Genomic DNA, 23,779 nt, shown 5'->3' on the forward strand with positions numbered 1-23,779 from the left:
AGAATCATCGGTTGGGAACGATAATTTGTTCTTGGTGTACTTTCTAATCTTGCCATTAAGATTTTCGATTAAGTTAGTTGTATAGATGACTTTTCTGATTTCTACAGGATACTCGAAGAAGACTGTAAGCTCCTCCCAGTTGTTTCTCCAGCTTTGTACAGCATATGAGTACTTGGAATCCCACTTGGCAGCAAAATCCTCTAGAGCAGCTGCCGCAGCCTCTTTGTTGGGTGCATTATAGATATTCTTCATATCGGCAGTAAACTGTTTTTTGTCTTTCCAAACTACATATTTACATCTCTTCATATATAATTCTATTTAACAATGAAAATTCTGAATAAAAGTCTATTGATTTCATTATCCACAGACATAAGTATTGGTGGAGGTGGGATGGGGAAGAAAGGGGGGGATATAAAAAAGCGATTAACCCTAAATACATTGGATTAATCGCTAAGTTTTTTAATAATATATTTGCTATTATTTGATACTTTCCTTCTCAAACATATACATCAGCTTATTCTTTTCATTAAGTTCTACACTTCTGCTTATCTTTTTATTGGCAGCTTGATATCCTGAAAATCGAGTAATAAAAATGCCTAAACCTTGAGAGTACGAACTGACTTCTGCCGAATATTCTTTACTAGTATCTAAAGGAATTTTACCCAAAATAGTAGTCCAATCACCATCTGAAGTAATAGTATAAATTTCGCCTTGCATCTTGTTGATGTCTGTAATAGCTCTAGCATTCACAGCTAGTGGAATTTGCAATTTAAAATCTAAGATTGGCTCCAATAACTCAACATCAGCTTGTTGCAAAGCTAATCGAAAAACATAAGGTGCTAAACTTCTAAAGTCGGCAGGTGTACTCACTGGGCTATAATAGATTCCGTGAGAAAAAGTGACTTTAAGGTCAGTTACTTCCCAACCGTACAAACCCGATTCACAGGCTTTCTTGACTCCATCGAATACTGCATTCTGAAAGGATCGATTCAAATATCCCAATGATATTTCACTCTCCATTACAAGTCCCGCCCCAATTGGCAAAGGCTCTATAATCAAGCCAATAGATGCCCAATACGGATTAGGTGGCACTTCGATATGAATGGTGTATTCCGATTTTGTTTTAAGACGTTCTTTATAGATAGTTTTCACCTCTTCAAAGTAAGCATCTACCGAAAATCTCTCTTCCAATAAAGTCAAAATCACCTCCCGTTGAGTTGCTCCATAAAGCGAAACCTCCAATTCATTATTATCAGCATTAATGCTAAAGGCCAAAGATGGATCTTCTACTGATAATACATTCATAGCAGAAATCAATTTACTCCTATTCTCTACTTTTGCAGGATGTATAGACGATTTGAGAGCAGGACTAGGAATATTCAATTTGTCGAATAAGTTTGGCATTATTCCTAGATAATCTCCTACCATTAAGTTATCAGCATGATCTGCAATTGCAATATCATTTGTAAAAACTTCGTCTACATCTATTTCGTCTCCTGAGTAAAAGGTCTTTAAACCTCTTATCTTCAGATTCTCATCTGAGCCATTGAGGCTATATAATTTTCGAGATTTAAGGGTTCCACCTATAATCTTTAGATAGGCTCGTTTCTGTTCCTTCTTATTATGCTCAATTTTATAAACATAGGCAGACAAAGCGTTCTCTTGAGGTAGAGATGTTTCGATAAAAGTAGTGATTGAGTTTAGCAAATCTTCAATACCAATGCCATACATTGCTGAACCATGATAGATAGGATGTAATTTAGCAGCTTGAACAAGACGAACCATTGAATTCCAATAATCTAAATTAGAAAGCTGTGTATCACTCAAGTATTTTTCAAGCAAGAGATCATCTTTCTCTAAAATTGTTTCTCTGTTCTTTTCTGATATGTAGTGTATTGTACAGCTAGATGTTAATTCCTTGCCTTCAACGGATTGCATAAAGATAATATCTTTAGAAAGGCTATTTTGTATCTCTAAATAAAGCTGATTTAGATTGACTCCCTCTCTGTCTATTTTGTTGACGAATAGAATTGTAGGTATTTCTAGTTGTTGCAGGACATTGAACAACAACCTTGTTTGAGCTTGAATGCCCTCTTTGGCAGACACCACAAGTATAGCACCATCTAGCATCCTAAAAGTGCGTTCTACCTCTGCCAGAAAGTCCATGTGTCCAGGAGTGTCGATGATATTAATCTTTGTATCATTCCATTGAATAGATGTTGTAGACGCTCTAACTGTGATACCTCTTCGTTTTTCGATATCCATCGAATCGGTTGTAGTGTTTCCTTTGTCCACACTTCCACGTACTATGGTTGCTCCACTCGCAAATAGCAAGTTCTCTGTAATGGAGGTCTTTCCTGCATCAATATGTGCAAGAATACCTATATTTATAGTTCTCATTTGATTTTGTAAATAATATAATGGATGCTTTGTAGAAATGCATCGCATAAAAAATACATCCTTGATGGTAAAATGACCACAAGAACCCGAATTTGTATTTCTAATTATATTATTTACTGCCGCATAGTGGTACAAAGGTAGAAAATAAATTTCAAAATCAACTATTCTTTATCGCGTTATCTTAGATAGTCTATCAAATGCCTACCTTTGCCTGCTGAACTAAACACCAAACTGAAGAATGATTACTTTGGATTGTGGTCATTGGATTCAATAAGAAAAACCAAAGAAAACGACCCAATCAATTCTTAAATGCTTAGAACTACAAAATGAACAATCTTGAACTAGAAACATATACTCCTACAAGCCAAGAAGATTGGCGAAAGTGGTTAGAAGAAAACCATCAGTCTAAACAATCTATTTGGCTCATTTATTATACAAAAAAATCAGATAATCCTTCACTAACTTGGCGTGAGGCTGTTGATGAAGCACTATGTTTTAGTTGGATTGATAGTACACAGAAGAAGATTGACGAATTTTCGTTTATGCAATTCTTTAGCAAACGAAAGCCGAAAAGCATTTGGTCAAAAATAAACAAAGACAAGGTACAAGAACTGATTGACCACAACAAAATGACAAAAGCGGGTTTTGAAAGTGTTGAAGTGACAAAGAAGAATGGCTCTTGGACAATTTTGGACGAAGTAGAAGAACTGATAATTCCCAAAGATTTGAAAAATGCTTTCCTAGAGTATGAAGGCTCTAAAGATTATTTTCTAAGTCAAAGCAAATCAGTAAAGAAAATGATATTAAGCTCGATTGTCCTTGCTAAAAGACCAGAAACCAGACAAAAACGTATTGATGAAATAGCAAAAAGTGCAGGGCAGAACATGAAACCAAAACACATGCGATAGTTGATTCAGAATGAAAATATTCTTTCCTACCTTTACCCCATGAATAAAACAAACCTCAAAATACATCCATCCGTCCAAAGCCTAAAACTCTCTTTGCCCTATGCTGATGGAGGAATCAAGGCTGGGTTTCCTAGTCCAGCGCAGGACTATATGGAAAGTGCTATCGACTTGAATAAGGAGTTGATAAAGCATCCTGCATCCACTTTCTATGGACGCGTAAAAGGTGATAGCATGATAGATGCCAATGTACACGATGGTGATATCCTTGTGATTGACAAATCGCTAGAGCCTCAAAATGGAGATATGGCTGTTTGCTTTATTGATGGTGAGTTCACTATCAAATACATCAGACTAGAAAAGGATGTAATTTGGCTAGAACCAGCCAACGAGAATTATGAGCCAATAAAAGTAACAATCGAAAATGATTTCTTAATTTGGGGAATTGTAACATATTGTATTCAAAATAAGAGGAGGAGATGAAAAGAGATTTATAGAAAGGGCTATGAATATAAAAAGGTTGGAATAATTCTTATGCCTATCGTCAGAGAAACCATTATTTACACTACCTTTTGACCACATGATATAGAAAAGCAAAAGCGTATTTTCAAATGATAAATTCACCAATCAAATCTTTAAATTAATTATGACAGATTCAGAAATTGTGAATAGCAAATTGTTGCAAGATGCTAATATTATTGTAAATAATATATATGATTTAGTAAATACAAAAGAAGCATATCCCGAAGCTATACATGTGTTAATTGGATTGATAGAAGAGATTAACGATTTCAACATAAAACAAGGAATTGTTAGAGCTTTAACAGTAAAAGAAGCAAAAGGCAAAGCAAATTATACTCTTCTAAAAGAATATAATAAATACAATAAATCTTTTAGCCCTCAGATAGAAAGTTATTGTTGGGCTATAGGGAATGCTTTTACAGTTATAATTCAGAATAATGATTTTGAAGATATATTGGAAATTATTCAAGATAAACAGAATGGAATTAGTCGACAAATGTTTATAATGGCTTTAGCAAAATTGCCAAAACGAAAGATGGAGGCTGAAGACTCTCTTATTGACTTACTCGACGATGAAGCTGTCATATTGCAAACATTGTACACTTTGAGTAGGTATAAAGCACAAAAAGCAATACCTAAGATTGAAATGTTATTGAAAAATAGCAATCCTTTTATTCAGAAGGTTGCACAAAAAAGTTTAGCCAAATTTAAATAATAGATTAGAAGTATGATAGGACTCATCGACTGCAATAATTTCTTCGCATCCTGCGAGCGAGTTTTCAATCCAAATTTGGATGGAAAACCTATTGTTGTGCTTTCGAATAATGATGGAGCAATAATTGCAAGAAGTGAAGAGGCTAAGAGGTTAGCTGTGAAAATGGGTGCCCCATTTTACCAAATTAAAGATTTAATAAGGCAACATAATATCAATGTATTCTCTTCAAATTATACACTTTATGGAGATTTATCGAGGCGAGTGATGTCCATTTTGGCAGACCAAGTTCCCGAAATTGATGTATATTCTATTGATGAAGCATTTTTGGACTTAGCTGGTATAGATAATCTGTCTGATTTCGGACAGAAATTGGTAAAAACGACTTCTAGAAGTTCGGGCATACCTGTTTCATTAGGTGTTGCTCCAACACGCACTTTAGCCAAATTGGCTAATAGCTTCGCCAAACGATATCCAGCCTACAACAAAGTTTGTATAATGGATTCTGATGAAAAGAGAATAAAAGCTTTACAGAAAACTCCAGTAGGATATATTTGGGGCATAGGGAGGCAAACAACCAAGACTTTAGAATATTATGGAATCAAAACGGCTTACGATTTAACACAAAAATCTCGTTCGTGGGTGCGTAGCAAAATGACTGTTGTAGGAGAGCGTACTTGGCTGGAACTTCATGGAGAACCTTGTATCACCTCTGATTCGGTAGTGGAAAAACAACAGATTTGTACTTCTCGTAGCTTTGGCGAAATGGTTACAGACTTTGACTCTTTACGTGAGTCGGTAGCAAACTTTGCATCTGCTTGTGCTGTCAAGCTTAGAAAACAAAATTCATTAGCACAGGGCATGATTGTTTTTGCTTATACCAATCGCCATAGAGAAGATTTGCAACAATATTTTCCATCCAAAGCGATACAGTTTTCTTTTCCTACTGCTGATACAATGGAAATTATCAAGCACGCTAGTTCTGCTTTGAAAGAGATTTACAGAGAGGGTTATGAGTACAAAAAAGCTGGAGTTATACTTACACACATCATCAGCGAAACGAATTATATGCACGATCTTTTTGATCCACGAGATAGGGAAAAGCAAAAATGTATTTCGCAAATGATAGATTCCATTAATCAGAAGAATGGTACAAATTGCATTAAACTTGCTGCTCAAGGTGTTGGCAAGGCAGATTGGAATTTGCGAAGAGATTTTTTGTCGAAGTGTCCTAGTACGAATATGAGGGATATAATAGAGGTGAGAGGATGAATAAAAATAATGAAAATGTCATGTATCAACATCAAGTAGATAGAATCTTAGAGAAAGTAGAGTTGTTAAATATTAATTTGAATCCAATTATTGAATCATCTATATTACAAGATATTGAGATTACACAACAAATCTCACTTCCAGACTCCTACAAAGTTTATTTGACTAAAATTCAGAATGGTGGTGCTTCAGACTTATTAAATAATAAGGGACCATATTATGGTATTTACTCTATAGCAGAGGCTATTGAGAAGAATAGTGAATGGGAAATTGATATGAAACAAGACTTTCAATTTACTACCGATTTAGAACTAGGGGATCTGTATGATGCAGAGCAAGACTTAGACAAACATATTTATCGATTTGAAAACGATAAAGAATATCAATTAAAAGTTCAGAGTGTCGTTGAAGAATACAATAATACTTCGGTTTTAGCTGGTTCTCTCTTTGTTTGTGAGTATGGTTGTGGAGATTATCTAAGATTGGTTGTATCAGGTCAGTGTGCTGGACAAATTTGGGTAGATAGTGGAGTTATTAATGGAACAGGTTTTTATTCTCTAAATGTAGATATTCTCACCTTTTATGAGAATTGGCTGAATAGACAAATCGAGATACTGAAAGATCCTTCAAAGAAGCTTATTAATGCATGGTATTCATATCTAGAATTTGGGAATAATAGTCGTTATAAGATAGTCCCATAAAAGGAAAAGGAGCTATTGCTCCTTTTCTTCATCTTGTACATATCCAACTCTTTTTCGAGGCTTGTTATCCAATTCTTTTTGAGAAGCTAATTCAGTGAGAGCTTCATAAATATCACTAAACTGGACATTGGTTTCAATCATAAATTCGTCCAATTTGCGATTAAGTTCAGCATATCCTAAAGAATATTGACGCAAAGTAACGAATGCTCTCATTATAGATATGTTCACTTGTATCGCTTTTTTACTTTTCAACACTGAAGATAACATGGCTACTCCTAGTTCAGGAAAAGCCATAATGAAAGAGGAGCCAACATTATAGCCAGGAGGTATCACATTTTGTGATACCCCTAATTCTATCGCAGCATCGCTCTCTTCACGAGTCAATTCAAACATGAAGTCAGGTGCTGGAAATCTATCAATATTACGCTTAACTGCTTGTTTCAAAGCTCTGTTCTCAACGTTGTAGAGCTTAGCTAAGTCATAATCCAACATAACTCGCATTCCTCTTATCTCATAAATTCTATTTTGTATTATTTGTAACTCCATATAATTATTGATTTACAGCTTGATTAATTCCCATTCCTTTAAGTTTTTCCGAAAGAATATCCATATCATTACTCACTTTCTCATTAGTAATACGAGCATAAATTTGTGTCGTTCTAATGTTTGTGTGTCCAAGCATCTTAGATACAGATTCAATAGGAACTCCTTGCGATAGGGTAATAGTGGTCGAGAATGTATGCCTCGCCATGTGAAATGTTAAATTCTTTTTTACGTTACACAAATCAGCAATTTCCTTGAGGTACGAATTTAGTTTCTGATTACTTGGAACGGGTAGGAGCTTGTCGCCAGTTAGCTTGTCTTCATACTTCTTCAGTATGGCTAAAGGCACATCCAGCAAGGGCACATTGGTGCTAATGTTTGTCTTTTGTCGCTTAGTCATTATCCAAGGTTTGCCATCGAAAGATTCTCGGATATGTTCTTTGCGAAGTTTCTGAACATCTATATATGCCAATCCCGTAAAACACGCAAAAATGAAGATATCTCTCACGTGTTCTAGTCGCTCAATCTCAAATTCTTTGTCCATTATAGCCTCTAATTCATATTGAGTAAGATAACCTCTGTCTGTCTTCTTAAATTGAATCTTATAGCTTGCAAATGGGTCAGCATTCAACAATCCATTGTTTTTAGCAAGGAGAATAATTTTCTTGAAGAGTCGCATGTATTTGGCAGCTGTGTTAGCACTACATTTACCAATAGTTCGCATATAGGTTTCGAAGTCGAGAATAAACATATTGTTCACCTCCTTGATATTAATATCCGAAATTTTATACTTGAAGGTCATAAACTCATGCAGTCGTCTGCGAGTGAGTTCGTATTTTTCCACAGTATCGGCTACTAAGCCATTTCCAATTAAATTGCGTGCATCTTCATTATGTTTGTCAAATAAATTGAGGAGGGTTTCAAAACTATCATCTAAACCAAGAAAGGAGTTCTTGATTATTTCAGACGTAACTTGTTTGCCACGTTCTTGAAGATCACGATAGATTTGATAGAGGGAGGCTTTCACATTATCAATGAGAGAATTTATCTCATCCACTTCTTTGGCTCGTCCCATTGCCTTGCTTGCTTTCACATCCCAATGCTCTGGTAGGATGTCCATTTTCATGTTGAAGCGCGATTCTTTACCATCAACTGTAATACGGCACATTAAAGGGGTACGACCATCTTTCTTTTGCTTGTCTCTTTTGAGGAAAAAGAGCACTCTAAATGTACTTTTCATAAACTCATTTTGTTAATTGCACTTGAATGCAAAGTTGAACATAAACAATTAAAAATGAGAATTATGCACTACGCCAAATCACGACAACTGGGTGCCAAATTCAGCCAATTCGTACCCCTTTTTTGAAAAATCAAAAGGGGGTACGAATTAGGAAATATATAGAGTCTATTTTTGTCTTTGGAATGTCTTTTGTGGTACGCCACAAAGCATAAAAAAACCCTACAATATGCTGATATTGTAGGGTTTGTCTTAGTTTTGGCTTTTGTTGTCTTAGCCTCTAGCGGTATGGACGGGACTCGAACCCGCGACCCCCTGCGTGACAGGCAGGTATTCTAACCAACTGAACTACCACACCGTTTCTTTTTGTGTTACAATTTCTCTCAATTGCGATGCAAATATAGGCATTAATTTCTTATTTGCAATAGCATCGTAAAAATATTTACCACCCTAAACGGTAATCAACTGAATATCAATAAGAATAATTTTATTAAGTCTGAAACTATTATAGGATGAAACTATTTTTTATATTAGTAGTATGATAAAACCTGAAGATCTATTCACCGTAAAGTATAACCAAGAACTTCCTGAAGCAGGAAAACTATTAGTTGCGGAACCCTTTATGACCGGCTATCCATTTAGTCGCTCAATTGTGTTGCTAATAGAGCATGCTATGGAAAGTAGCATGGGCATTATTCTAAATAGGCCGATACTCGATGCTTTAAATGAAGTTATATTGGAGTTTGAAGATTTAGACCCTATTCCACTCTATCGAGGAGGCCCTTTAGGGGAAGATATTCTATTTTTTATCCATAGCTTTGAGCATATCCCCAAAGCCCTACCCATCAAGAAAGGTTTGTATCTCAATGGCGACTTTGAGTTTGTTAAGAGTGCAATAATTGCAGGCAAGCTAAACGCTTCAGATTTTAAGTTTTTTCTTGGTTATGCAGGATGGGGACCCAACCAGCTCCATTACGAATTACAAGGAGACTCCTGGTTAGTAACCGAGGAGCCCTCCGATTTTATCTTGCATCAGAGACCAGAACATATGTGGGATAATGTTCTAAACAATATGGGTTATAAGTATAAAATCTGGGCGAAATACCCCTTAGATCCGTCAAGCAACTAAATGGATTTGATCTTCTGAAAAACAAATGCATCTTTAAAACCATCGGGTGTGAACAACCACTGCTTCAGGGTTGACTCGTGCGTAAAGCCACAAGCTTGAAACAGCTTAATACTGTCCTGATTTAGTTCTCCGACTTGAGCATAAACTTGGTGTAACATCAGGTGATTAAATGCGTAATCTAAGAGTAGATTAATTGCATCTACGGCATAACCCTGCTTACGATATTCTTTTAAGATAATTATACCAAGTTCAGCTCGTTGGTGCAAGGGCTGAAATTCAAAAAGGTCAACCAGACCAATTACCTCTTTATCTATCGACTCTATAACCAACCGCAACTGTTTATCCGCAAAAATATCTCCTTGCTGATGCTCTAGATATTGATGAAGAAAAAACTTAGAATAAGGCATAGTCGAATTACTCATATTCCAACTCGCTGGATCATTCTCCAAACTGTAAAGCAAGTCTAAATCTTCAGGTTCTAAAGCACGAAGCCGAATACGATCAGAAACTAGAAAACTAAATTTATGCATCGTCATTATCTTTATCACCTTCAAGATGAATTTCTAGTAGGTAGAGTAATTTACTTTTGGTTGGGATACAAAACAAAGCCGCAAAACCAATTAAAATAGCACAAAGTGATCCGGCAGAACTCATACATAGATAATGAGTTGCTAGAGCTAGAGTCAAAACTGCCCCTAAAATGAGAAGCCTAATGCTTGACCATTTTTGATATTCAGCCAGTACAAAAGTAACGGATTCGTGCTCACGAAGGCCAGCTGTATTCTTACCAAATAATTTTAGCGCTAAGGGTATAGCACCCGCAGTAATAAGGATCGTAATTGTTTCTAACCCATAAACTAGCTGTCCATTATCAGCAAAAAACCCATGTATAGAAGTCAGAAGCTCAAAAACAACAACAAGTAATATCAAGTATATCCAGAACATGTAGTAACTAAGTTTGAGTCGCTTTTCAAAAAGTGGAATGTTTATTTGTGTTTTCATATAAGATAGATCTAAATGTTTGTTGAAAATTTTGTTCGGTTTACGATACTTCTTCCTAGTGTTATCTCATCAGCATAAGCAAGCTCATCACCCACCGATACTCCTCTAGAGAGAACACTCATTTCCACTCCCGTTTTTTCGAGCTTACGATAAATGTAGAAATTGGTCGTGTCACCCTCCATAGTTGTACTTAGTGCAAAAATCACCTCTTTAATAGCACCCGATTCGACCCTATCAATCAGGCTAGGTATCTCTAAGTCACTTGGTCCAATACCATCCATAGGAGAAATGATACCTCCCAAGACATGATAGACTCCTCTAAACTGCTGCGTACTCTCAATAGCCATAACGTCACGAATATTTTCTACCACACAAACAATCCTATGGTCCCGCTGTGGGTTGGCACAAATCTGACAGGTCTGGGTATCTGATATATTATGGCAAGAAACGCAATACTTTACCTCATTTTTAAGGGTTATAATAGAATTACCAAAAGCCTCAACATCTGATTTATCCTGACGCAAAAGGTGTAAAACCAAGCGCATTGCAGTTTTACGCCCGATACCAGGAAGTTTAGAGAATTCATCTACTGCTTTTTCGAGTAATATAGAAGGGTATTCTTGATTCATCTTTAATCTTAAGTTTAAATACAAATATAAGGAGGATAAGCTGATTTAATAATATAAGTACTAACCATAAATGGTTAATAACAAGTAATTATTTTTTTAAACCAACGAATATCACATTCTAAAATGTACTATCTTTGCATCTTATATGCTAGTAATAGTCACAATTATCATCTATTTCGCACTACTTTTTGGTATTTCTAAAATTGTGGGTAGAGGCGAGCAATCGAATTCTAATCATGCTTTCTTTAAAGCTGAAAATAAATCGCCTTGGTTTATTGTAGCCTTCGGTATGATTGGAGCTACTATTTCGGGGGTGACTTTTGTTTCAGTACCGGGTATGCCTAGGGCAATAGATATGACCTACATGCAGCTAGTCATCGGTTTTTTCTTCGGTTATATTTTTGTAGCCAAACTATTACTACCACTCTACTATCGACTTGGCCTTACAAGCATCTATACCTATCTAGAACAGAGGATAGGTCCAAAAGCTTACAAGACAGGATCTCTATTCTTTCTACTCTCCAGAATGCTGGGGACAGCAGCTAAACTCTATTTGGTTTGTCTAATCCTACAACATTTCGTTTTCAACAACCTCGACATACCACTATGGCTAATTGCCGCTGTTGCCGTAGCACTCGTTTGGGTATATACACACCAAAGCGGAATCAAAACTATAGTTTGGACCGATGCCCTGCAAACTGCGTGTTTGGTTTTGGCATTAATAGCCATCGTGTTTTCGGTAATGCAGCAACTCAACCTTTCGCCAACAGAGGCCTATCAAACGATACGAGAAAGTAGCCATAGCAGAATATTTATATTCGACGATTGGATGAGCAAGCAAAATTTCTTCAAACAGTTTATCAGTGGGATATTTATTGTAATCGTCATGACTGGTCTCGACCAAGATATGATGCAAAAGAACTTAACCTGTCGAAACCTACGCGATGCACAAAAAAATATGTACAGCTATGGTTTCGCCTTTATCCCCCTAAATCTTCTATTCCTAGGGCTAGGCATCTTACTGATCATGCTTTCAGCAAAGCTTAATATAGAGTTACCAACTAAGTCCGACGATATTTTACCAATGCTCGCAACACAGGGATACCTTGGTGAGGGCGTTACCATTCTATTTACGATAGGAATTATAGCTGCTGCATTTAGTAATTCTGATTCAGCTTTAACCTCGATGACTACAAGCGTTTGCGTGGATCTTCTAAAAACAGAAGAGCAAGAAACCAAAGTAGCCATTCGAAAAAGAAATATTACACATATTGGCTTATCAGTTTTGCTAGTGATTTGTATTAGCCTAGTAGATATAATGAATAGCCCTACAGTTATTGATGCCATTTATGTTATTGCATCATATACCTATGGGCCTTTACTCGGGATGTTTGCCTTTGGGCTACTAACTAAACGAATAGCAAACGATAATACTATCCCCTATATAGCTATAGCTTCACCCATTTTATGCTATCTGCTTGGTATCTTTACATCTAGCTACTGGAGCTATACAATGGGGTACGAATTACTAATGATAAACGGATTAATAACTTTCTTAGGATTATATATTGGCTCAAATAAAAGCCTCACAAAGACTATTACATTATGAAAATAAATAAAGCTCAATTCTTAATTAGCAATACCGATATTACGAAGTGTCCAGACGACGGGAAACCAGAATACGCCTTTATCGGAAGATCAAATGTTGGAAAATCATCTTTGATTAATATGCTTACCAATCACAAGAACTTGGCCATGACATCATCTAAGCCTGGTAAGACAATGCTTATCAATCATTTCATGATTAATGACGACTGGTATTTGGTCGATCTACCTGGTTATGGCTTCGCTAAAAGAAGTATGAAAGGCCGAGCTGAAATCACTAAAATTATTGAAGACTATATACTAGAGCGTAAAGCTCTGACAAATCTATTTGTTTTGATAGATTCGAGAGTTCCACCACAGCTAATAGACCTAGAGTTTATTCAGTGGTTGGGTGAAAGCAATATACCATTCTCTATAATATTTACTAAAGCCGACAAAATGCAAAGAAACAAACTCGATACAAACACGAATGATTTCCTCGAAAAGCTGAAAGAAGAGTGGGAAGAACTTCCTCCCTACTTCATCACTTCGTCAGAAAAAAAGATCGGCAGAGACGAAGTACTAAACTATATCGACGAGATCAATAAATCACTTACTGAATGAAAAAAATATTTATGATCTGCTGTTGCCTATTTGTGGGTAACCAAATTGGCTATGCACAATCTTTCAGGGACTTTTTTTCTAAAAAAAATGTAGCAAAAGTTGCTTCAACTATCGGACTCGAAACTCCACTAGAGATAGAGGGTGAATGGAAATATGCCGGTACAGCCATAGAACTAGAAACTGAAGACACATTTAAGAGAGCAGCAGCAAGCTTAGCAGCAGTAGCAGCCGAAGAGAAGATAAATCAACAACTAGGTTCATTGGGAGTAGATTTAGAATCTGTAGTGTTCGAATTTAATAATGAAGGCGACTTGACAATTAAGGCACTAAACAAAAGCATACCAGCTCAATACCAATTAACTGAAGATAAGAAGTCTATTAAACTCTCTGTGATGGACAAGCTGGGTGTTAATGCAAACTTAAAGCATTCGCTTAATACCATGTCATTTCTTTTCGAAGCAGACAAGTTGATCGACGTGGTAAGCTATATCAGTAAAAAAATTGATCACTCCACACTTAAGGCTATTAGTAGCCTAGCTGAAAAATACGACGGTATGAAAGTGGGAATTCAGTTAGAAAAGATAAACTAATCCCCTATCTTACAAAATAAATCATTAATTTCAAGGCCAATAGAACGCTTTAATTAAAATCAATGAGTATGAAGAAATTAGTTTTACTATCATTTATAATGTTGTTTAGCATAGGTTTAGCAAATGCTCAATCAAAAAGCTCAGATATTAAATTTGAAAAAACAACTCAAAATCTAGGAGAGTTTTCAGCAAGCAAACCTACGGTTAATACAACATTTACGTTTACAAATGTAGGAGATGCACCACTTGTAATTCATCAAGTAGTAGCATCATGCGGTTGCACAGTACCAGCTTATTCGAAAGAACCAGTTCTTCCGGGAAAATCGGGTACCATCAAAGTTGCTTATGATGGTACAGGTAAACCTCTTGGTTTTTTCAAGAAATCCATCATAGTTCGTACCAATGCTAAAACCCCTACAACAAGACTTTTCATAGAGGGAACAATGAAGGAATAGCCCTTCAACACCCATCTACATCAAATTCTTATATTAAACGGAGATTCTGCTTTAGAATCTCCGTTTAATTTAGTTTCTTTGATTACAGTACGAATACACTATTTTATAAACTACCATTTTAAACTACTAGTAAAATGAAAGAACAAGAGCAGAAGACAATTACTCTGCCCGAAAATGCTTTTCGGAAGCTCAGACCTGGAGAAATTTACAATCCCATAATGAGCCCTAACAAAACATACCCAGAAGTAAACGTTTGGTCAGTAACTTGGGGGATATTGATGGCAATCCTTTTTTCTGCAGCAGCAGCTTATCTAGGATTAAAAGTAGGACAAGTTTTTGAAGCTGCTATTCCAATTGCTATTATTGCTGTTGGTATATCTAGTGCTACCAAAAGAAAACATGCACTAGGTGAAAATGTGATTATCCAATCTATTGGTGCAAGCTCGGGTGTTATTGTGGCAGGTGCTATTTTCACACTACCCGCTCTCTACATACTTCAAGACAAACATCCCGATGAAATCACGATACATTTTACTCAGATATTTATCAGCTCACTATTAGGTGGAGTTTTAGGTATCCTATTTCTTATCCCTTTTAGAAGATATTTTGTGCAGGATATGCACGGTGAATACCCTTTCCCTGAGGCTACAGCTACAACACAAGTGCTAGTTTCGGGAGCTAAAGGCGGTAGCCAGGCTAAACCTCTTTTAATTGCTGCTATCGTAGGTGGTCTATACGATTTTATCGTTGCTACATTCGGATGGTGGAGTGAGGTAGTTAGCACAAGAATGTTCTCCTTTGGAGAGATGCTTGCCGACAAAGCTAAAGTTGTATTCAAAATCAACACTGGTGCTGCAGTTTTAGGGCTTGGTTATATCATCGGCCTTAAATATGCAATCATTATTTGTGCAGGTTCAATCGCTATCTGGTGGTTAGTAATACCTGGAATGTCTATTATCTTTGGCGACACAGTGCTGAATATGTGGAATCCAGACATCACGCTATCTCTTACGCAGATGAGTCCTGAACAGATATTTACCCACTACGGTAAAAGTTTAGGTATAGGTGCCATCGCTATGGCCGGTGTAATTGGTATCATTAAATCTTGGGGCATAGTAAAAAGTGCTGTAGGTTTGGCTGCCAAAGAGCTTACAGGTAAAGACAAAAATGCCGAAGCAAATGTCATCAGAACACAAAGAGATATTCCAATGAAAGCTATTGCTTTGGGTTCTATCTTGACTCTTATTATTACTGCTCTATTTTTCTACTTCGATGTTATGCAAGGCAATTTATTGCATACCATTATAGCAATTTTACTTGTTACAATCATAACCTTCTTATTTACTACAGTAGCAGCAAATGCTATTGCCATTGTTGGTAGCAATCCCGTATCGGGAATGACCTTGATGACTTTAATCTTGGCTTCCGTGGTAATGGTAGCTGTAGGCCTTAAGGGAACTACAGGTATGGTAGCAGCACTTATCATGGGTAGTGTAGTTTGTACAGCACTATCAATGGCAGGAGGTTTTATCACTGACCTTAAGATTGGTTATTGGCTAGGTACTACCCCAATCAAACAAGAGGTATGGAAGTTCTTAGGAACTATCGTATCTGCTGCAACAGTGGGTGGAGTAATGATTATTCTAAATAAAACATACGGCTTTACGAGTGGAGAACTAGCTGCTCCACAAGCGAATGCTATGGCAGCAGTAATTGAACCTCTAATGAGTGGTGTAGGAGCTCCTTGGATGCTTTATGGTATTGGAGCAGTACTTGCTGTAGTATTGACCTTATTTAAAATTCCAGCATTGCCTTTCGCTCTAGGAATGTTTATACCAATCGAACTCAATATTCCCCTACTTGTAGGTGGTGCAATTAATTGGTATGTAACCACTAGAAGTTCGGATGCTACAGTAAACGAAGCTAGAGGTGAAAAAGGAACACTACTAGCTTCAGGCTTTATTGCTGGAGGAGCTTTAATGGGAGTTGTGAGTGCTGGACTAAGATTTGCTGACATCAACGTGCTTAACACTGCATGGTTGGAAAACAACTTATCACAATATGCCGCATTACTCGTTTATGCAGGATTAATTATTTACTTCATCTTAGCAACTAAAAGTAAAGTAAAGAGATAAAATATTATAACTGACCGGGAGAGAACTCTACTTCTTTCCCGGTTTTTTAAAGTTTAAAGAATGATAAAGGGAATCTTGTATTTATTTAGTATCTGTTGGCTAACTTCATTTACAGTCTCATCAAAAGCCTGTAATTTGAAACCCGATTCTGTAATACTAACTAATGCTTTGAAATATATAGAAACCCCCTATCTAGCCCATACACTGGAGTTCAATGACGAAGAACAACTTGTTATCAACAAAAAACAAGTAGATTGTACCACATTTGTCGAATATGTTTTAGCCGAAAGTCTTTCTCAATGCGATACAACCCAAAAACTCAGCGAAACAGGCTATCTACAGAAGATTCGCTATAGAAATGGAGTTATAAAGGGCTATACCTCACGACTTCATTACATTACTGAGTGGATTATAGAAGGCCAAAAGAACAATTTCATCATCGACTTAACCCAGACTTATGGTATTGATAGTATGTATGTTGCATTATCGTATATGTCAAGACACCCACAATACTATAAACACCTATATAGCTCAAAGAGTAACACAAAAGCCATAGCTGACACAGAAAAGAAACTTTCAGGCCAAATAATAAAGTGGATTCCCAAAGATAGCATCCCTGAAGAGGGGTTTAGTTGGTTAAGAAACGGAGATGTCGTAGCTTTGACTGTTGGTATTTATGGTTTAGACATAAGTCATATCGGAATAGCAGTTTATAAAGAAAATAAATTACATCTTTTACATGCTTCATCAACCAAGGGCAAGGTTATAATAGAACCTGTCCCACTTTCTTTGATGTTGAAACGAAATAAGCATTGGACTGGCATACGAGTTTTAAGAGCTAAACTCGATATGTCCGACGATTTAGATAGGAGAAAGATAGATTTCAACTAATAGAATCAACTTTATTAGAAACATATACTTATATTTAATATTAGTATTTTTAACTTAAACTTTTTACACGAATAAATTATGAATCATTTTAACATACTTGTAGTAGACGACGAAGAGGATTTATGCGACATTCTTTTATTTAACTTAGAGGATGCAGGCTATATGGTTGAAACAGCAAATTCAGCCGAAGAAGTTCTTTAAATGGATCTAACAAAGTTTGATTTATTCCTACTAGACGTGATGATGGGAGAAATCTCAGGCTACAAACTAGCCTCAATCATCAGAGAGAATAAGGAGACAGAGAAGACTCCAATAATATTCCTTACTGCAAAAGACACAGAAAACGACATGGTCACAGGTTTTAATCTAGGTTGTGACGACTATATCTCCAAGCCCTTTTCACTACGCGAAGTATTATTAAGAATTAGAGCTGTACTAAAAAGAGCTAATGACAGTAGCAAAACAAAATCAGCATCCAAACTGGTTTACAACACGCTAGTTATAGACTCTGAACAAAAGAAAGTTACTATTGACAATCAAGACGGTATCACTTACAAAACGAGAATTCGAAATTCTTCAACTTCTACTAGAACAAACAGATCGCGTTTTCTCTAGACAAGAGATTCTAGACAAGGTTTGGGTTGATGAAGAAAACATTTCGGATAGAACTGTAGATGTGAATATCACTAGAATTCGTAAGAAAATCGGTTATTATGACAAGAATTTAGTGACTAGACTAGGCTATGGCTACTGTTTTGAAACAGAATAAGATGAATGAAAAAAAAGGAGTTTTTCATACCATTCCATGTTAGTATATTTATAATTGTTGTTTTACTGTTTTTCATCTTTGCTGGTAGCTTTATAGCCTACCAATATCAGAGAGAGAAGATATATCGTATTGAATTATTTAATGCTAAGCTTCAGGGTATAAACAATAGGATGTTTATACTCCTTCCCAAAATTGATGAGAAGGAGCACATACAATATTACATTGATAAATACCTTGTTGATTTACCAAACATAAAACTTACAATAATTAAGAATGGTAAAGAAGTTGTATACGACTCCTTTGCCCCTGATTCACCTATGGTGCAAAAGGATTACTGGCAAAACAATGAAATAAAAGCAGCACTTAAAGATGGAAGTGGGTATGAAATTCGAAAGGATCACATTTCATCTACATATTATTACTTCTCAGCAATTGTATATCCGCACTATGTAATTAGGTCTGCCGTGCCTTACGACAGCCTATTACAAAGTACGCTCAAGAGTGATAACACTTATTTAACGTTTAGTTTTATCATTGCAATGCTACTTATCGCGTTTTTTTATAGCTACACTACAAAACTAGGCTATGCAATCAGTAAACTAAGGAAGTTCGCTCAAAAAGCAGAAGAGGATAAGTTTATACAATGGGAGAATGAAGCCCCAACATTTAAAGGGGAACTTGGCGAAGTCACTCAACAAATTATTCGGGTCTATAGAAACCTACACGATACGAAAGAGGCATTAAGTATTGAGAAAGATAAGATATTTCTTCACTTACAATACTCCAGAGAAGGCTTAGGGTTTTTCTCAGCGAACCGCACTGCAATATTGGTCAACAAACTTTTCATCCATTATAGCAGCCAAATCTCAGACTTCAACATAAAGAACAATGAAGACATACTCCATTATCATGAGATGAAACCCATTATGGCCTTCATAGAAGAGGTACAGTATACTCCTTCAGCCTATCATAACAAAAGAAAAAGTATACTGATAAATAAAAATGGTAAAGAGTTTATTCTTGAGTGCATGATTTTCGAAGACATGGGCTTTGAATTATCAATCAATGACATTACATACGAAGAGGAAAAGAAGCAACTTAAAAAGCAACTGACCCAAAATATAGCTCACGAGCTTAAAACTCCTGTAAGCAGCATTCAAGGATATCTTGAAACTATTGTTGAGCGCCCTACTCTACCTGATAAAACAAGAATCAACTTCTTAAATAAGTGCTATGCACAAAGTAATAGGCTAGCAAAACTGCTTCAAGATCTGTCACTCTTAACACGAATGGAAGAGCTAGATGACTTATACGAAAAGCAAACCATAGAGATTTACTCGCTTGTTAAAACGATTCTCGATGACATTGAGCTTGATCTAAAGAAGAAGAATATAAAAGTCCACAACATGTTGAAGCATCCGCTAAACATTGAAGGAAGCCAATCACTGGTATACTCAATATTCAGAAATCTTTTAGACAATTCAATCAGCTACGCTGGAGAAGATATAGAAATATTTATAAATTGCTACAAAGAGACTGAAGACGAACTTTACTTTAGTTATAAAGATACGGGAGTAGGTATTCCTACTGAGCATCTCAACCGACTATTTGAACGCTTCTACAGAGTCGATGAGGGAAGAACCAGAAAGCATGGAGGTACAGGTTTAGGACTATCAATAGTTAAAAACGCAGTCCATATTCATGGTGGTAACATCATCGTAAAAAGTGAAGTAAATAAAGGAGTAGAGTTCATATTTATGCTTCCTAGAAACTACATAAACCCGAAATAATGAAATATTTTAATATAATTTTAGTCACAGGCCTTTTAGTCGGTGCAAGCAGTTGTAAAAACTCATCTCAAGATTCGTCCAACGACCGAAACAAGACAGAACAAACTCAAGTAGTTGATTTCCCTGCACCAGAAATCCCAATCATGCTTACCAATGTACAGGATAGAGGAGCGTATCTTTCGATTCATTTCTGGGATAAGCTAAATCCAAATGATACAGCCATTATCAACAATAAAGAAATTATAGAGCAGAAATGGGTAAACTATCTAGATATACTAGCCAAATTCCAGGCAGATGAGTCTCCACAGCTTATAGAGCAACTCATCACCAGATTTAAGTCAAACCCAACTGCTTATTTAGGCTTTAATCAACTAGCAGACAAATACCTCTATGAAGCAGATTCGCCTTTTCGAAATGACCCTATGTATGTCGCAGTACTCAAAGTAAGACTACAAGACGAGAATATAACCGACACAGAGAAAGAGCAGATAAAATATAAGATAGACATTTGTAGTAAAAATAATGTAGGATCAAAGGCTGAAAATATAAGCTTCACTACTTCAACTGGTAAAACCGAGCAACTCTACAAAATCGAAACTGACTACACTATATTATTCTTTAACGATTTAGATTGTAACCTGTGTGCAAATGCAACCGAAGAATTAAGAAATTCTGAACTAATAACTTCACTAGAAAAAAAAGGCAGGCTCAAAATAGTAACCATAAATATGGATGATGATTTTACGGCCTGGAAGAAAAAAGTAAGTAGATGGCCCAAGACATGGATTAATGGCTACGATGGAAATATGAATATTGTCAATAATAACAGTTATGATCTAAGAGCTATTCCAAGTTTTTACCTCCTGGACAAAAATAAAGAAGTAGTGCTCAAAGACAAACCACTGGCTAATATTATGGAAATATTGGTAAAGCTATAATAAGCTAGCAACTAATTGGTTCTAACTATTTTTTTGCTATATTTGTAAGGCAATAGTATACTTTTTCTAAATGCCACTAGAGAAGTATGAATAGGGAATTAGGTGGAAATCCTAGACAGTCCCGCTGCTGTAATTCTTAAAAGTAATGGGCAAAACATCTTTCATGCCACTGGATTATAATAAATCTGGGAAGGCGCCTATTATTGAGATAAGTCAGAATACCTGCTATTTGCACTCTTTTTTCATTGCTTTCGAGGAAAAAGTTCTGAATCTTGGATCAAATATAGTAGTAAGTCTATTTGATTAATCCAGATTTTATTCACGAAAAGTAAAAAAATAAGCATGCCAAGTTTATTTAAGAATGTCCAGCCGATGTGAATTCGTCTGGACATTTTTTATATGCCACTTCACTAGACAAGCGAAGCTATTTAATATAAAGTTTATCTGTAGTTAAAAGTTAGAACAAAAGACTTGTTGGCAATGTAGTTTATTTTAAAATGCTCTTTGGATGCCGTTTGATTTTCTATAACACTAAAAGAACCCGCTGCTCCCAACACAAAGGGTTGAACGCAGAGATCCTCTCTAAAGTTTATATTTGATAATTTGTTAGTCTTTACAATAACCTCTTTAGCAGACCAAATAAGCAATTCGTAAAAAGTAGACTCCTCATTAAGTGGATAAAAGAATTCATCGGGGTGAAAAACTCGATGAGCAACCCGTTTAATCCTATCACCATATGCTTCAATATCAATACTAACCACAGAGCTAGGTGAAATAATAACAGCCACATAACCCTTTGTATGACTTATGCTAATCTGATAGCTACCATCTACAAGATAAGGCTTACCTACCGGAGTATAGGCTATTTCTTTAATCTCCCCCACCAGCTCATGCAAGAGAACACGAACTGTAAGCCATTCTTGACGACGCGAAAGAGAACTGAGCTTCAAAGCCTCAACAATAGAAGATTCAACTGAAGGAAGGCTCATAATTAAGTCCAACGACTCCGTCATTTCCCATACACCAAACGCATATGTTTCACCTTTAGATTGAAATAGTAGTGGCATAGCTAATAGGGGGTTTAGTCATCTACAAGCGTTTCATCGGGATGAATAGTAAATTTTACTTTTAAAATTCTTCTGTTATCTTTGGCCAGTACCTCAAATTCATATTGGTTGTAAATCACCTTTTCGTTTAATTCGAGAAACTCCCCCTTAATTTCAAGTAGAAGACCTCCAATGGTATCGGCGCCTCCAACAATCTTCTCAAACTCATCGTCATCTACTTGGGTGATTTTATAGAAATCTGAGAGCTGAGTTTTAGCCTCAAAAATCCACGTATTATCATCGACTTTGCGGTAAGAACTATCATCTTCATCATACTCATCTTGAATTTCACCAACGATTTCTTCGATAATATCCTCCATAGTAATTAGACCAGAAGTACCACCAAACTCATCAACTACAATAGCAATGTGCACACGATTTGCTTGAAAATCTCGTAAAAGATCATCAATCATCTTTGTTTCGGGTACAAAGTAGGCAGGTCTTACAATCGATTGCCACCTAAAATTCTCACTTTTAGCCAAGTGAGGTAAAAGATCTTTTATATAGAGAACTCCAACAATATTATCTCGGTTCTCACTATATATAGGAATTCTAGAATACACATTTTCAATAATAGACTTTAACACATCGTCGAATGAGCTTTTGATATCAAGATCGACCATATCAAGACGAGAGGTCATAACCTCTTTGGCTGTTTCGCCGCCAAATCGAATAATACCTTCTAGTATCGTATTTTCTTCAAATATATCAGCCTTATCAGTAAGTTCTAATGCATGCGAAAGCTCGTCGACAGAAATAGAATAATTACCTTTATTTCCCAATCTCGTATTCATAAAAGAAGAGGACTTTACTAACACTGTAGAGAACGGTTTAAAAACTTTCTTAAAAAATGCAATACCAGGAGCAGCAAAACGACAGAAACTCAACACGTTCTGAGCTGAGTATATCTTTGGCATAATCTCTCCAAAAAGGAGCAAAAGGAAAGTTAAAATAACCGTGATACAGAGGAACTCAAGAATAGGTGAACCAAATTCAAAAGTGCTCATAAAAAAGAAATTACAAAGCACGATAATTGTCACATTGACAAAGTTGTTTGTAATTAGTATAGTGGCTAAGAGTTGCTCTGATTGATTTAAGAGAGAAGATATTATCTTATCCGAAGGATGCTCTTCTTCTTTGATTGTATTCAGGTCAGTAGGCCCTAAAGAGAAAAATGCAATCTCAGAGGCTGATGCAAATCCTGATACTAACAATAGCAATCCTGCTAGGACGATAGATATGATTGCAGGAGCTGAAGGATGGCTAATAACAATGCCATCGAATGCGGAAGCTATCTGATACAAAAACGTGTCTGATTCCAAAGGTTTTTATTTTAATTAAACATAAAGGGTCAACAGAGATGTTGATCCTTTCTTAGAACGGTAAGTCATCTAAAGAGTCTTCGTCGGGCTCTACAGAACTAGTCTGATTTTCAACCTCAGCAGGCTTAGCCGATTCAGGTTTTGCAGACTCAACCTGTTGAGCAGCAGGTGAAGAGTTTCTTGGAGTAAGCATTTCCATTTGATCAACGAAAACTTCGGTTACATAGCGCTTAATGCCATTAGCATCATCGTACGAACGAGTCTTCATTTTACCCTCAATATAAAGTTTATCGCCTTTGCGAACAAACTTCTCGGCTATTTCAGCCAATCCTCTCCACAACACTAAGTTATGCCACTCGGTACGTTCAGGAACTTGTGTTCCATTAGCCAAAGTATAAGCACGTTCTGAGGTTGCTATAGAAAAAGTTGCAACGGCAATTCCTGTATCTAAATAGCGAACATCAGGATCTTTTCCAACGTTGCCAAGCAAAATAACTTTATTAACTGACATAAATAATAGTTT

Annotated in this window: 23 protein-coding genes, 1 tRNA gene, 2 pseudogenes and 1 riboswitch; of the genes and pseudogenes, 15 read left to right on the forward strand and 11 right to left on the reverse strand. The window is 36.2% G+C overall.

What is annotated here, in order from left to right:
- Positions 1-297 (reverse strand): annotated as a pseudogene (locus B091_RS11965) (transposase); the annotation flags it as partial.
- 180 nt (positions 298-477) lie between these two features.
- The gene (tet(36), locus tag B091_RS0108060; RefSeq protein WP_018109503.1) at positions 478-2,400 is read right to left on the reverse strand and encodes a tetracycline resistance ribosomal protection protein Tet(36); all 1,923 of its coding nucleotides are present in this window, start codon (positions 2,398-2,400) and stop codon (positions 478-480) included.
- Between the two features lie 326 nt (positions 2,401-2,726).
- Here tet(36) and B091_RS0108065 point away from each other — a divergent pair, with 326 nt between their 5' ends.
- The 5 genes from B091_RS0108065 (at position 2,727) to B091_RS0108085 (ending at position 6,512) form a co-directional block, all read left to right on the forward strand.
- Entirely contained in the window at positions 2,727-3,308 is a 582-nt protein-coding gene (locus B091_RS0108065) for a YdeI/OmpD-associated family protein (protein ID WP_006744282.1), read from the forward strand.
- Between the two features lie 39 nt (positions 3,309-3,347).
- A complete protein-coding gene (locus B091_RS0108070; RefSeq protein WP_006744281.1) occupies positions 3,348-3,788 on the forward strand; it encodes a LexA family protein in 441 nt (146 codons plus the stop codon).
- Positions 3,789-3,951: 163 nt separating this feature from the next.
- Positions 3,952-4,542 (forward strand): HEAT repeat domain-containing protein, encoded by a 591-nt coding sequence (locus tag B091_RS0108075; protein WP_006744280.1) that lies wholly within the window; start codon positions 3,952-3,954, stop codon positions 4,540-4,542.
- Positions 4,543-4,554: 12 nt separating this feature from the next.
- Positions 4,555-5,811 carry a Y-family DNA polymerase gene (locus B091_RS0108080; protein WP_006744279.1) on the forward strand — a complete coding sequence of 419 codons (1,257 nt, stop codon included), beginning with the start codon at positions 4,555-4,557 and terminating at the stop codon, positions 5,809-5,811.
- Positions 5,812-5,831: 20 nt separating this feature from the next.
- A complete protein-coding gene (locus tag B091_RS0108085) occupies positions 5,832-6,512 on the forward strand; it encodes a hypothetical protein (protein WP_244847811.1) in 681 nt (226 codons plus the stop codon).
- A gap of 12 nt (positions 6,513-6,524) precedes the next feature.
- On the opposite strand, the gene B091_RS0108090 is transcribed toward B091_RS0108085, so the two are convergent.
- The 3 genes from B091_RS0108090 to B091_RS0108100 all read right to left on the reverse strand — a co-directional run bounded on the left by B091_RS0108090 (position 6,525) and on the right by B091_RS0108100 (position 8,650).
- Positions 6,525-7,058, reverse strand: coding sequence for an ORF6N domain-containing protein (locus tag B091_RS0108090; RefSeq protein WP_006744277.1), 534 nt, complete (start codon positions 7,056-7,058; stop codon positions 6,525-6,527).
- 4 nt (positions 7,059-7,062) lie between these two features.
- Positions 7,063-8,295, reverse strand: coding sequence for a site-specific integrase (locus tag B091_RS0108095; protein ID WP_018109505.1), 1,233 nt, complete (start codon positions 8,293-8,295; stop codon positions 7,063-7,065).
- A gap of 281 nt (positions 8,296-8,576) precedes the next feature.
- Positions 8,577-8,650, reverse strand: a tRNA-Asp gene (locus B091_RS0108100).
- 180 nt (positions 8,651-8,830) lie between these two features.
- On the opposite strand from B091_RS0108100, the gene B091_RS0108105 reads away from it, so the two are divergent.
- Complete coding sequence (locus tag B091_RS0108105) at positions 8,831-9,421, forward strand: YqgE/AlgH family protein (protein WP_018109506.1); 591 nt, start codon at positions 8,831-8,833, stop codon at positions 9,419-9,421.
- Here the strand turns inward: B091_RS0108105 and B091_RS0108110 are convergent.
- Genes B091_RS0108110 through recR form a run of 3 tightly spaced genes read right to left on the reverse strand, consistent with a single transcriptional unit; the run spans position 9,418 to position 11,052 of the window.
- Positions 9,418-9,951: a GNAT family N-acetyltransferase gene (locus B091_RS0108110; RefSeq protein ID WP_018109507.1), complete on the reverse strand. Its 534-nt coding sequence runs from the start codon at positions 9,949-9,951 to the stop codon at positions 9,418-9,420. The two genes, B091_RS0108105 and B091_RS0108110, sit on opposite strands and share 4 nt — an antisense overlap.
- Entirely contained in the window at positions 9,944-10,423 is a 480-nt protein-coding gene (locus B091_RS0108115) for a hypothetical protein (RefSeq protein WP_018109508.1), read from the reverse strand. Before B091_RS0108115 ends, B091_RS0108110 begins: the two co-directional genes overlap by 8 nt.
- A gap of 11 nt (positions 10,424-10,434) precedes the next feature.
- Complete coding sequence (gene recR / locus B091_RS0108120; RefSeq protein ID WP_018109509.1) at positions 10,435-11,052, reverse strand: recombination mediator RecR; 618 nt, start codon at positions 11,050-11,052, stop codon at positions 10,435-10,437.
- 145 nt (positions 11,053-11,197) lie between these two features.
- On the opposite strand from recR, the gene B091_RS0108125 reads away from it, so the two are divergent.
- The 9 genes and pseudogenes from B091_RS0108125 (at position 11,198) to B091_RS0108165 (ending at position 20,828) form a co-directional block, all read left to right on the forward strand.
- On the forward strand, positions 11,198-12,661 hold the full coding sequence (locus B091_RS0108125; RefSeq protein WP_018109510.1) for a sodium:solute symporter: 1,464 nt from the start codon (positions 11,198-11,200) through the stop codon (positions 12,659-12,661).
- Positions 12,658-13,260 carry a ribosome biogenesis GTP-binding protein YihA/YsxC gene (gene yihA / locus B091_RS0108130; RefSeq protein WP_018109511.1) on the forward strand — a complete coding sequence of 201 codons (603 nt, stop codon included), beginning with the start codon at positions 12,658-12,660 and terminating at the stop codon, positions 13,258-13,260. Before B091_RS0108125 ends, yihA begins: the two co-directional genes overlap by 4 nt.
- Positions 13,257-13,850 (forward strand): lipocalin-like domain-containing protein, encoded by a 594-nt coding sequence (locus tag B091_RS0108135; protein WP_018109512.1) that lies wholly within the window; start codon positions 13,257-13,259, stop codon positions 13,848-13,850. Before yihA ends, B091_RS0108135 begins: the two co-directional genes overlap by 4 nt.
- A 68-nt stretch (positions 13,851-13,918) precedes the next feature.
- Positions 13,919-14,305: a DUF1573 domain-containing protein gene (locus tag B091_RS0108140; RefSeq protein ID WP_025069592.1), complete on the forward strand. Its 387-nt coding sequence runs from the start codon at positions 13,919-13,921 to the stop codon at positions 14,303-14,305.
- A 134-nt stretch (positions 14,306-14,439) separates the two neighbouring features.
- A complete protein-coding gene (locus tag B091_RS0108145; protein WP_018109514.1) occupies positions 14,440-16,440 on the forward strand; it encodes an OPT family oligopeptide transporter in 2,001 nt (666 codons plus the stop codon).
- Between the two features lie 60 nt (positions 16,441-16,500).
- A complete protein-coding gene (locus B091_RS11970; protein ID WP_018109515.1) occupies positions 16,501-17,331 on the forward strand; it encodes an N-acetylmuramoyl-L-alanine amidase-like domain-containing protein in 831 nt (276 codons plus the stop codon).
- Between the two features lie 78 nt (positions 17,332-17,409).
- Positions 17,410-18,100: pseudogene (locus tag B091_RS11975) on the forward strand (response regulator transcription factor).
- Positions 18,101-18,105: 5 nt separating this feature from the next.
- On the forward strand, positions 18,106-19,890 hold the full coding sequence (locus B091_RS0108160; RefSeq protein ID WP_018109516.1) for a two-component system sensor histidine kinase PhoR: 1,785 nt from the start codon (positions 18,106-18,108) through the stop codon (positions 19,888-19,890).
- On the forward strand, positions 19,890-20,828 hold the full coding sequence (locus B091_RS0108165; protein ID WP_018109517.1) for a DUF5106 domain-containing protein: 939 nt from the start codon (positions 19,890-19,892) through the stop codon (positions 20,826-20,828). The genes B091_RS0108160 and B091_RS0108165 overlap by 1 nt, the downstream gene beginning before the upstream one ends.
- Before the next feature lie 36 nt (positions 20,829-20,864).
- A riboswitch (cobalamin riboswitch) is annotated at positions 20,865-21,072 on the forward strand.
- 196 nt (positions 21,073-21,268) lie between these two features.
- On the opposite strand, the gene B091_RS0108170 is transcribed toward B091_RS0108165, so the two are convergent.
- From B091_RS0108170 to B091_RS0108180, 3 genes are read right to left on the reverse strand one after another with little or no spacing between them, the layout of a single operon-like run.
- The gene (locus B091_RS0108170) at positions 21,269-21,895 is read right to left on the reverse strand and encodes a 4'-phosphopantetheinyl transferase family protein (protein ID WP_018109518.1); all 627 of its coding nucleotides are present in this window, start codon (positions 21,893-21,895) and stop codon (positions 21,269-21,271) included.
- Between the two features lie 14 nt (positions 21,896-21,909).
- The gene (gldE, locus tag B091_RS0108175; protein ID WP_025069593.1) at positions 21,910-23,256 is read right to left on the reverse strand and encodes a gliding motility-associated protein GldE; all 1,347 of its coding nucleotides are present in this window, start codon (positions 23,254-23,256) and stop codon (positions 21,910-21,912) included.
- Positions 23,257-23,308: 52 nt separating this feature from the next.
- Positions 23,309-23,767, reverse strand: coding sequence for a single-stranded DNA-binding protein (locus B091_RS0108180; RefSeq protein WP_018109520.1), 459 nt, complete (start codon positions 23,765-23,767; stop codon positions 23,309-23,311).
- Positions 23,768-23,779 lie beyond the last annotated feature (12 nt).

The sequence above is a fragment of the Bacteroides propionicifaciens DSM 19291 = JCM 14649 genome (genome assembly GCF_000375405.1).
GTDB classification, from domain to species: domain Bacteria; phylum Bacteroidota; class Bacteroidia; order Bacteroidales; family Bacteroidaceae; genus Bacteroides_E; species Bacteroides_E propionicifaciens.

Excerpts from the sequence above, each read along its gene's own strand:
- B091_RS0108165 (WP_018109517.1), top strand. The coding sequence starts at position 19,890 with ATGAAATATTTTAATATAATTTTAGTCACAGGCCTTTTAGTCGGTGCA.
- B091_RS0108160 (WP_018109516.1), top strand. The coding sequence starts at position 18,106 with ATGAAAAAAAAGGAGTTTTTCATACCATTCCATGTTAGTATATTTATA.
- B091_RS0108085 (WP_244847811.1), top strand. The coding sequence starts at position 5,832 with ATGTATCAACATCAAGTAGATAGAATCTTAGAGAAAGTAGAGTTGTTA.
- B091_RS0108090 (WP_006744277.1), bottom strand. The coding sequence starts at position 7,058 with ATGGAGTTACAAATAATACAAAATAGAATTTATGAGATAAGAGGAATG.
- B091_RS0108135 (WP_018109512.1), top strand. The coding sequence starts at position 13,257 with ATGAAAAAAATATTTATGATCTGCTGTTGCCTATTTGTGGGTAACCAA.
- B091_RS0108095 (WP_018109505.1), bottom strand. The coding sequence starts at position 8,295 with ATGAAAAGTACATTTAGAGTGCTCTTTTTCCTCAAAAGAGACAAGCAA.
- B091_RS0108115 (WP_018109508.1), bottom strand. The coding sequence starts at position 10,423 with ATGAAAACACAAATAAACATTCCACTTTTTGAAAAGCGACTCAAACTT.
- recR (WP_018109509.1), bottom strand. The coding sequence starts at position 11,052 with ATGAATCAAGAATACCCTTCTATATTACTCGAAAAAGCAGTAGATGAA.
- B091_RS0108065 (WP_006744282.1), top strand. The coding sequence starts at position 2,727 with ATGAACAATCTTGAACTAGAAACATATACTCCTACAAGCCAAGAAGAT.
- B091_RS0108145 (WP_018109514.1), top strand. The coding sequence starts at position 14,440 with ATGAAAGAACAAGAGCAGAAGACAATTACTCTGCCCGAAAATGCTTTT.
- B091_RS0108170 (WP_018109518.1), bottom strand. The coding sequence starts at position 21,895 with ATGCCACTACTATTTCAATCTAAAGGTGAAACATATGCGTTTGGTGTA.
- B091_RS0108070 (WP_006744281.1), top strand. The coding sequence starts at position 3,348 with ATGAATAAAACAAACCTCAAAATACATCCATCCGTCCAAAGCCTAAAA.
- B091_RS0108180 (WP_018109520.1), bottom strand. The coding sequence starts at position 23,767 with ATGTCAGTTAATAAAGTTATTTTGCTTGGCAACGTTGGAAAAGATCCT.
- yihA (WP_018109511.1), top strand. The coding sequence starts at position 12,658 with ATGAAAATAAATAAAGCTCAATTCTTAATTAGCAATACCGATATTACG.
- B091_RS0108125 (WP_018109510.1), top strand. The coding sequence starts at position 11,198 with ATGCTAGTAATAGTCACAATTATCATCTATTTCGCACTACTTTTTGGT.
- B091_RS0108140 (WP_025069592.1), top strand. The coding sequence starts at position 13,919 with ATGAAGAAATTAGTTTTACTATCATTTATAATGTTGTTTAGCATAGGT.
- B091_RS0108110 (WP_018109507.1), bottom strand. The coding sequence starts at position 9,951 with ATGCATAAATTTAGTTTTCTAGTTTCTGATCGTATTCGGCTTCGTGCT.
- B091_RS0108080 (WP_006744279.1), top strand. The coding sequence starts at position 4,555 with ATGATAGGACTCATCGACTGCAATAATTTCTTCGCATCCTGCGAGCGA.
- B091_RS11970 (WP_018109515.1), top strand. The coding sequence starts at position 16,501 with ATGATAAAGGGAATCTTGTATTTATTTAGTATCTGTTGGCTAACTTCA.
- B091_RS0108075 (WP_006744280.1), top strand. The coding sequence starts at position 3,952 with ATGACAGATTCAGAAATTGTGAATAGCAAATTGTTGCAAGATGCTAAT.
- B091_RS0108105 (WP_018109506.1), top strand. The coding sequence starts at position 8,831 with ATGATAAAACCTGAAGATCTATTCACCGTAAAGTATAACCAAGAACTT.